The sequence below is a fragment of the Archangium violaceum Cb vi76 genome (genome assembly GCF_000733295.1).
GTDB classification, from domain to species: domain Bacteria; phylum Myxococcota; class Myxococcia; order Myxococcales; family Myxococcaceae; genus Archangium; species Archangium violaceum.
Genome location: NZ_JPMI01000267.1, coordinates 25,601 through 31,813, shown reverse-complemented (window position 1 = coordinate 31,813; position 6,213 = coordinate 25,601). Strand labels below are relative to the sequence as shown.

5 protein-coding genes and 1 pseudogene are annotated in these 6,213 nt (G+C 68.7%); 3 read left to right on the top strand and 3 right to left on the bottom strand.

Annotated features, from left to right (window positions below):
• Together Q664_RS36570 and Q664_RS36565 are read left to right on the top strand one after the other, a co-directional pair.
• Positions 1-1,164: pseudogene (locus Q664_RS36570) on the top strand (AHH domain-containing protein); the annotation flags it as partial.
• Positions 1,116-1,766, top strand: a complete 651-nt coding sequence (locus Q664_RS36565; protein ID WP_326938769.1) for an imm11 family protein — start codon at positions 1,116-1,118, stop codon at positions 1,764-1,766. The pseudogene Q664_RS36570 and the gene Q664_RS36565, both read left to right, overlap by 49 nt.
• Before the next feature lie 4 nt (positions 1,767-1,770).
• Here the strand turns inward: Q664_RS36565 and Q664_RS36560 are convergent, their stop codons facing one another.
• From Q664_RS36560 to Q664_RS36550, 3 genes are all read right to left on the bottom strand, one after another.
• A complete protein-coding gene (locus tag Q664_RS36560) occupies positions 1,771-2,700 on the bottom strand; it encodes a DUF2381 family protein (RefSeq protein ID WP_043406743.1) in 930 nt (309 codons plus the stop codon).
• 90 nt (positions 2,701-2,790) lie between these two features.
• Complete coding sequence (locus tag Q664_RS36555; protein WP_043406741.1) at positions 2,791-4,518, bottom strand: serine/threonine protein kinase; 1,728 nt, start codon at positions 4,516-4,518, stop codon at positions 2,791-2,793.
• Between the two features lie 251 nt (positions 4,519-4,769).
• On the bottom strand, positions 4,770-5,426 hold the full coding sequence (locus Q664_RS36550; protein WP_043406738.1) for a hypothetical protein: 657 nt from the start codon (positions 5,424-5,426) through the stop codon (positions 4,770-4,772).
• A gap of 246 nt (positions 5,427-5,672) precedes the next feature.
• Between Q664_RS36550 and Q664_RS36545 the strand changes: the two genes are divergently transcribed.
• Positions 5,673-6,206, top strand: a complete 534-nt coding sequence (locus Q664_RS36545; RefSeq protein ID WP_063934822.1) for a CBS domain-containing protein — start codon at positions 5,673-5,675, stop codon at positions 6,204-6,206.
• Positions 6,207-6,213 lie beyond the last annotated feature (7 nt).

Below are 6,213 nucleotides of genomic sequence, written 5' to 3'. Positions count from 1 at the left end.
GGAGGAGGCGCGCGAGGTGGTGGCGGCACTGGAAGGCGAGTTCAAGGAGGCGAAGCCGAGGCCAGGGCTGAGCCTGCTGTCGGAGGCCCATACGCGGACGATGGCGGGCCTGGCGCCTCCGTCGGACACCCGCCCCTCGGCGCTGGAGCGGCGGGTGCGCGAGGAGTACGAGGCGCTGCTGGGCGCTCCCCTGATGGAGCTTCCGGGCTCTCTGGAGGGTGCCAGGTGGTTTCAGGCGCTGAAGCTCTCGCCGCGCTACATGGGAGCGGGCGTGGGGAGGCGGCGCTGGAGTTGTTCAGCTCACCGGCCGTGCTGTTGTCGGTGGGGACGTCCCTGGCGCTGTACATGCTGGCCTGGGCGGCACCCGAGCCGGTGTTCAGCAAGGCCCTGGCCGGAGCAATCACGCTGGGACTGCTGCTGACGTACAGCGCGGCGGAACTCTACAACGTAGGGCTGGCGTGCCTGACGCTGTACCGGGAGGCGGAAGGCGCGAGGACGAGGGAGGAGTTGGAGGCAGCGGCCGAGCGCTTCGGCAAGGCGCTGGGAGGAGTAGGGCTGAGAGTGCTGGTGACGGTGGCGGGGGCGAAGCTGGCGCGAGGGTTACCGGAGGTGCCGAAGGGAGGGCTGTGGGCGAGTGTGTCACCGCCGCGCTTCGCCATGGCGGGAGGAGGCATGAAGGGCGGCTCGAGGGTGGGGGCGGGGACGAGGGCGCAGGTGAGCGTGGCGAACGGAACGGAGGTGCTGATGGGGGCGACAGCGAACACGACGGCCGCGGCGATGACGTCGGCGGTGAGCGCAACGCGGACGACAGGGGCGTGTGCGGAGTCAGGGCAGGACGGTCACCAGCGCCACCACTTGTGCACCAACAAGAATGACATCTCGGAGAACAACGGTGGCCCCTGGACGCCGGATTTCGAGGGGCTCTTCAAGAAGGCCGGTATGAGCCTGGATGACCCGGCGAACATCGTCTTCCTGCGAGACCACAAGGGACCCCACCCCAAGGCGTACCACAGCGAGATTTTCGAGAGATTGAATGACGCGCTTCGGACTTGTAGATCCCAGGCCGAGTGCCGAACCAAACTCGTGAGGGAGCTCGACAAGGTTGCAGGGGAGGTATGCACGCCGGGCTCTCCGCTCAACAAGCTGGCCACGAGGACGCCATGACCAGGCCGAGACGGTATTTCAAGATAAATGATGATAAATACATTCCAGGACGTTGGCATTTGAGAATGCCACTCTTCAAGGATGGTGAGGACGAAGGCAGGCCTGATGACGACAAGCGCGAGTTGTTCGACACCTGGCGATTCAACGAGGGGCGCGTCCTGGAGATCGATGAGCCGATCCGTCTGTCCGTGAAGCCCACGGGCGTTGCACTCGAATACACGGAGTCCATGGGGATTCCCGTCGTCCACCGTCGGGTCGTCTCGCTCTTCGAGCGTCTGGGACTCCAGAAGGAGGTGCAATTCATCCCCGTGGAGGTGGAGGGGCAAACGGAGCCCTGGTTCATCCTCAACGCCCTGCAAGTCATTCGCTGCATCGACGATGCCCGGTGTGACGAGGTGTTTTATTGGGGGCCTGAGGATGGCGAGCCAGACAGGACAGGCGCATACCGGAACGTTCGAGGTCTGAAGGTGGACCCGGAGAAGACAGGGGACGCCCACCTCTTCCGCCCCTGGGGCTGGCTGGTGGTCCTCATCGTCTCCGAGTACATCAAGACAGCCATGGAGGCCGAGGGCATCACCGGCACCAAATTCATCGAGGTCTGAAGTTTCAAGGGAACACCACACCCTCGAAGAACTCCTCCTTGTCACCCTGCTCCTGGCCCCACCACTTCAGGGTGAAGGTTCCGCGTGCCGCTTCCTCCGTCATTTCCACCTCCACCCCGACGCTGCGCTTCTTCCCCGGAAGAATGGGCCCATCTGTCCACACGCCCAGCACCTTCCACTCCTCTCCCTTCGGCCCCACCAGCACCGCCCCCGCCAGTGTCCAGGGTGTGCGCCCGTGGTTTCGTAACTGCTGCGCCACCATCAGCCGCACCATCTTGCGCCCGCCCTCCACTCGCCCGGTGTCCAAGCGGTAGCTGTGCGCCTCCATGGATTCGAGGGTATTGCCCGGACGAGAGATGACGCTCAGGCCGATTTCCTTGCTGGTGATACCACCCTCTCCCAGCAGACTCTGGGCGAGCAGGCCCAACAGACCCCGCTGCCCGCTGCACTCCGCATCCAGGCGCGCCTTGTCCTCCCGGCACTGCCGCGCTTCCGCCTGCGCCTGTTGCTCGCCTTCCCGGTAGGACTCGAGCGAGCGCGGCTGGCGTGTCACCTGTACCAGCCGCGCGGCCTCGGAGGGGTGCACCACCAGCAGGAAGCGCACACCCGCCGGGTCCGCGCCGTCCTGGAATGTGAAGCGCACCTGCACACGCTCTCCTGGAGTGAGCGCCCCCGTGGGCACGAGCGCGAGCCCTGTCTCATCCGCTATCACCCGGAATCGTTCCTGGGCGGGCAGTTCCACGCGCCACAGTTTCGCGTCGAAGAGGAAATTGGTGGGCAGCCCCGGGTGGATGCACACCGCGAGCGCCTCGCCGGGTGTGTCCGCCGTCAGCTCCAGGTGGCGCGTGCCCGCTTCACATGCAGGCGGTGCGGCGTCCACGGGAACGGCGAGCAACACGAGTCGCAACAGGGCAGCGGCGGAGAGCACGGGCATGAGGAAGGCACCTCACGAGGACGAGACCGGAGGAGTGGGGCTCTACCACACCTCCTGCCCGGTCGTGTCCGTCCCGCCTACGGGACTCCCCTACGGGAAGCGGTCCACCACCCGCACTCGCACGACGGGGGCTACCATCATCTTCCCAGGCCCGCTGCCGGGCTGGAGCGCCAGGCCGACATTGCCACTCGTATCCGTCAACTCCAGGCACACCGGGTATGTCACCCCTTGTGGCGTGCGCGCCTCGGTGAAGCGGCCGTACACCCGCCCCTGCTTGACGTAGAGCTTCCCGGTGAGGCGGGTCTGGTCCGGCAGCGCCACCTTCCAGCCCTTGCCAGTCCAATCAGCCCCCGCCTCCCAGTCCCCTCCCACACGGAGGGTCGCGTCCTCCTGGACGTGCACGGCCCTGCCGCGCACTTCGCTCCAGTCCACGCTCGTCCTTTCCCCAACGCTCAAGCCGAGTGTGTTCGTCATGGTCTCCACGGCTCCGGTGGGGCACGCCTGGGGAGGCGGAGCGGGGCGCTCGGACGGTACCTGCTGCGGCGAGCCCAGGCAGGCCTGGAGGGCGGCGCCGGTGAGTCCAAGACATGCGTTGCGCATGGCTGCTCCCCGGCGCTTGGTGGTGGCTTCGGGCTGGGGGCCAGACGTCTGCTGCTGCTTCACGGGGGCACTGTCCTTTCGGAGCGCCAGCGACGGGGCGGCGGCCGGGGGAGGAGGCGCCTCGGCAGGAGGCGCGGCCACGGCCCGCACAGGTTCCGGCGTGGGCTCCTCCGGCGCCACTTCCTGGCTGGAGCCGAGCCACCAGGCCCCCAACGCCACCGCCAACCCCACGCCCACCACCGCCAGGAGTCGGCCCCAGCGTGCCCGGGGCTTCTCCGGACGCCGCCGCTCCGGGTACAGCACCCGCGCCCAGTCCACGTCCGTCCGGGCCCGCAGCTCCTCCAGTTCCTTGCACAGCGCCACCGCGCCCGGGTAGCGCGCCTCGGCCGTCTTTGCCAACAGCCGCAGGCACACCTCCTCCACCGCCAGGGGCACCCGTGGGTTGACGAGGTGCGGGGGCAGGGGCTCGCGGTGCAGCACCGCCTCCACGTCCTCGCCCCCGTGCTCGGCGGGCCGGAAGGGGAAGCGGCCCGTCAGCAGCCGGTAGAGCACCACCCCCACCGCGTACAAATCATCCCCCACTCCAGCCCGGTAGTGTGCCCCCGGCTCGCCCGCGTGCGCACGGCCATAGGCCCATGCCTCGGGGGCGCGGTAGGCCGGCGTGCCCGGAGGAAACATCCCCTTCGTCAGGGTGGGGCACGCCGGGTGCCAGCCCACCCCGAAGTCCACCAGCACCGCCTGCCCGGTGTGCTTGTTCACCAGGATGTTCGCCTCCTTCACGTCCCGGTGGAGGACTCCCGCTTCGTGCGACACCGCCAGCGCGCGCGCCACCTCCAGCACCCGCTCCATCACCTCGCCCACGGTGCGCCCGCCCGCCAGTCCCCACGCGTCCAGCGTGGGGCCCTCCACCAGCTCCAGCTTGACCCACAGATAGCGCGGGTTCTCCAGCGGCCACTTCCCCGCGCCCAACTGGCGCACGAGGTTGGGGTGGTTCAGGCGCGTGCCCAGCAACATCTCACGCCAGGCGCGCTCGGCCCGCTCGGGGCCCTCGTCCAGCGGCAGCAACTTGAGGGCGGACACGTAGCCGCTGGGACTTCTCACCCGGTACACCGTGGCGAAGCCGCCACGGCCCAGCACCCCCTCCACCACGTCTCCGCCAATGACGGTGCCCACGGGCAGCGGGGAGGTGTCATCGGGCGGATTCAGGGCGGCCGCCATGCCGACAAGAATGGGGTGCTCGGGGCTGGGGGATGGCGGATGTCGTGTGGACACGCGGGGCCTACCTCGGAGGACCTCAACGTATCAGGTTCTGCGCCCTGACCAGGCCATCCGATGGAGCGGGAGAGGGAGCGCTCCGGGCACGGTCTCGCCAAACTTGTCCAACAGTTGGACAAGTTCGTGAAGAGCGCGCCCAGGAGGCGGACAGAATCCGAGGGCGTGCCGTACGTGGACGGTGCGGACACACGCCCCTACCAAGGCCTGCCCGCCCACGCCTCCACCCATTCACGCGCCCGGGCGCTCTCCTTCATCAGGAAGTCGAAGTGCCCGGCCTGGACGCGCCGCACCAGCTCCGCGTCCCGGGCAATGGCCTCGGAAGCGTTCCAGGGGAAGGTTCTCCTGCGTGGAGGAGCGTCCTCCTCGTCCGCGGGGGGTCGCGGAGCGGTCTCCAGGTAGCGGGCGTAGGTGGTGAAGAAGTGGTCCACACACGAGGCGACGGGGACGGCGTACAACGCCTCGTAGACGTCGACCCACACCACCGGCTGCACGCCCCGCCCATCCGCCAGCGACGGCACCGTGGCGTAGCAGTAGGCCAGCCGGTCGTCCTTCGCGAAGACGAGCAGCGAGCCGAACGGCGCCACCCAATCCTTGCGCCAGTGCGCGTTCACCCGGTGCAGCTCGGGCCGATGCTCATGCCGCGCGGGGAAGAGGTACAGCTCATCCCTCACCCAGAGAAAGCCCGCGCGCGCATACAGGGCCGCCAGTTGGGGGTCCATCGGCTGCCCGGCCACGGACGACGCAACCGGGCCACTGGACGGGAGCGGCGGCTCCAGCTTCAGGGGATGGGCCCGGCGCTGGCACACCTCCAACAGGCGCTCGAAGCCGGGGAGCGCGGTCGCGGACTGCATTCGGGGGACTCCTCTCGTGTGTCTTCTGCGGTCACCCCACTGTAGATGACCGCCGGAGTCATGTCACGAATCACACGAGGCCCCGTGCCCCCACCGCGAGGGAACCGGACGCAGCCCTTGCGCCACTCTCGGGCCCAGACGCAGACGATGCGCGCCGAACAGATGGGCCCCGCCGCCGGAAGCTCCGGGCTTCAGGATGGCCAGCGGCTTGCTAGCTTGAAGCGGGAGAACACACGAGGGACCGCCATGACCCATGTCGTCGATGACTTCATGACCCGAGTCGTGCACACCATTGGTGCGCAGAGCCCCCTGGCCGAGGCGCATCGGCTGATGAACGAGCACGCCATCCGCCACCTGCCCGTGCTGGAGGGCGGAAAGCTGGTGGGAATGGTCTCCATGAGGGACCTGCACCTCATCGAGACCCTCAAGGGCGTGGACCCGAAGGAGGTCGCGGTGGAGGAGGCCATGGCCCAGGAGGCCTATACGGTGCCACCGGGGACTCCGCTGCTCGAGGTGGCGCGCACCATGGCCCTGCACAAGTACGGCTCCGCCGTCGTCGCCCAGGAGGGCCGCGTGGAGGGCATCTTCACCACCGTGGACGCGATGAGGGCCCTGGAGACGCTCCTGACCCCGCACCGGCAGCCCGCCAAGAAGGCGGCACCCCGGAAGGCCGCTGCCCGGAAGGGAGCCGGCGGCGCGGCGAAGCGCCCGGCCGGCAAGAGCTCGCCGAAGCGCCCGGCTCGGAAGGTGGCTCCGGCGCGCAAACGCGGCGGGCGCTGAGCCTCGG

Coding starts and splice junctions, on each gene's coding strand:
- Q664_RS36565 (WP_326938769.1), top strand. CDS start 1,116: ATGCACGCCGGGCTCTCCGCTCAACAAGCTGGCCACGAGGACGCCATG.
- Q664_RS36560 (WP_043406743.1), bottom strand. CDS start 2,700: ATGCCCGTGCTCTCCGCCGCTGCCCTGTTGCGACTCGTGTTGCTCGCC.
- Q664_RS36555 (WP_043406741.1), bottom strand. CDS start 4,518: ATGGCGGCCGCCCTGAATCCGCCCGATGACACCTCCCCGCTGCCCGTG.
- Q664_RS36550 (WP_043406738.1), bottom strand. CDS start 5,426: ATGCAGTCCGCGACCGCGCTCCCCGGCTTCGAGCGCCTGTTGGAGGTG.
- Q664_RS36545 (WP_063934822.1), top strand. CDS start 5,673: ATGACCCATGTCGTCGATGACTTCATGACCCGAGTCGTGCACACCATT.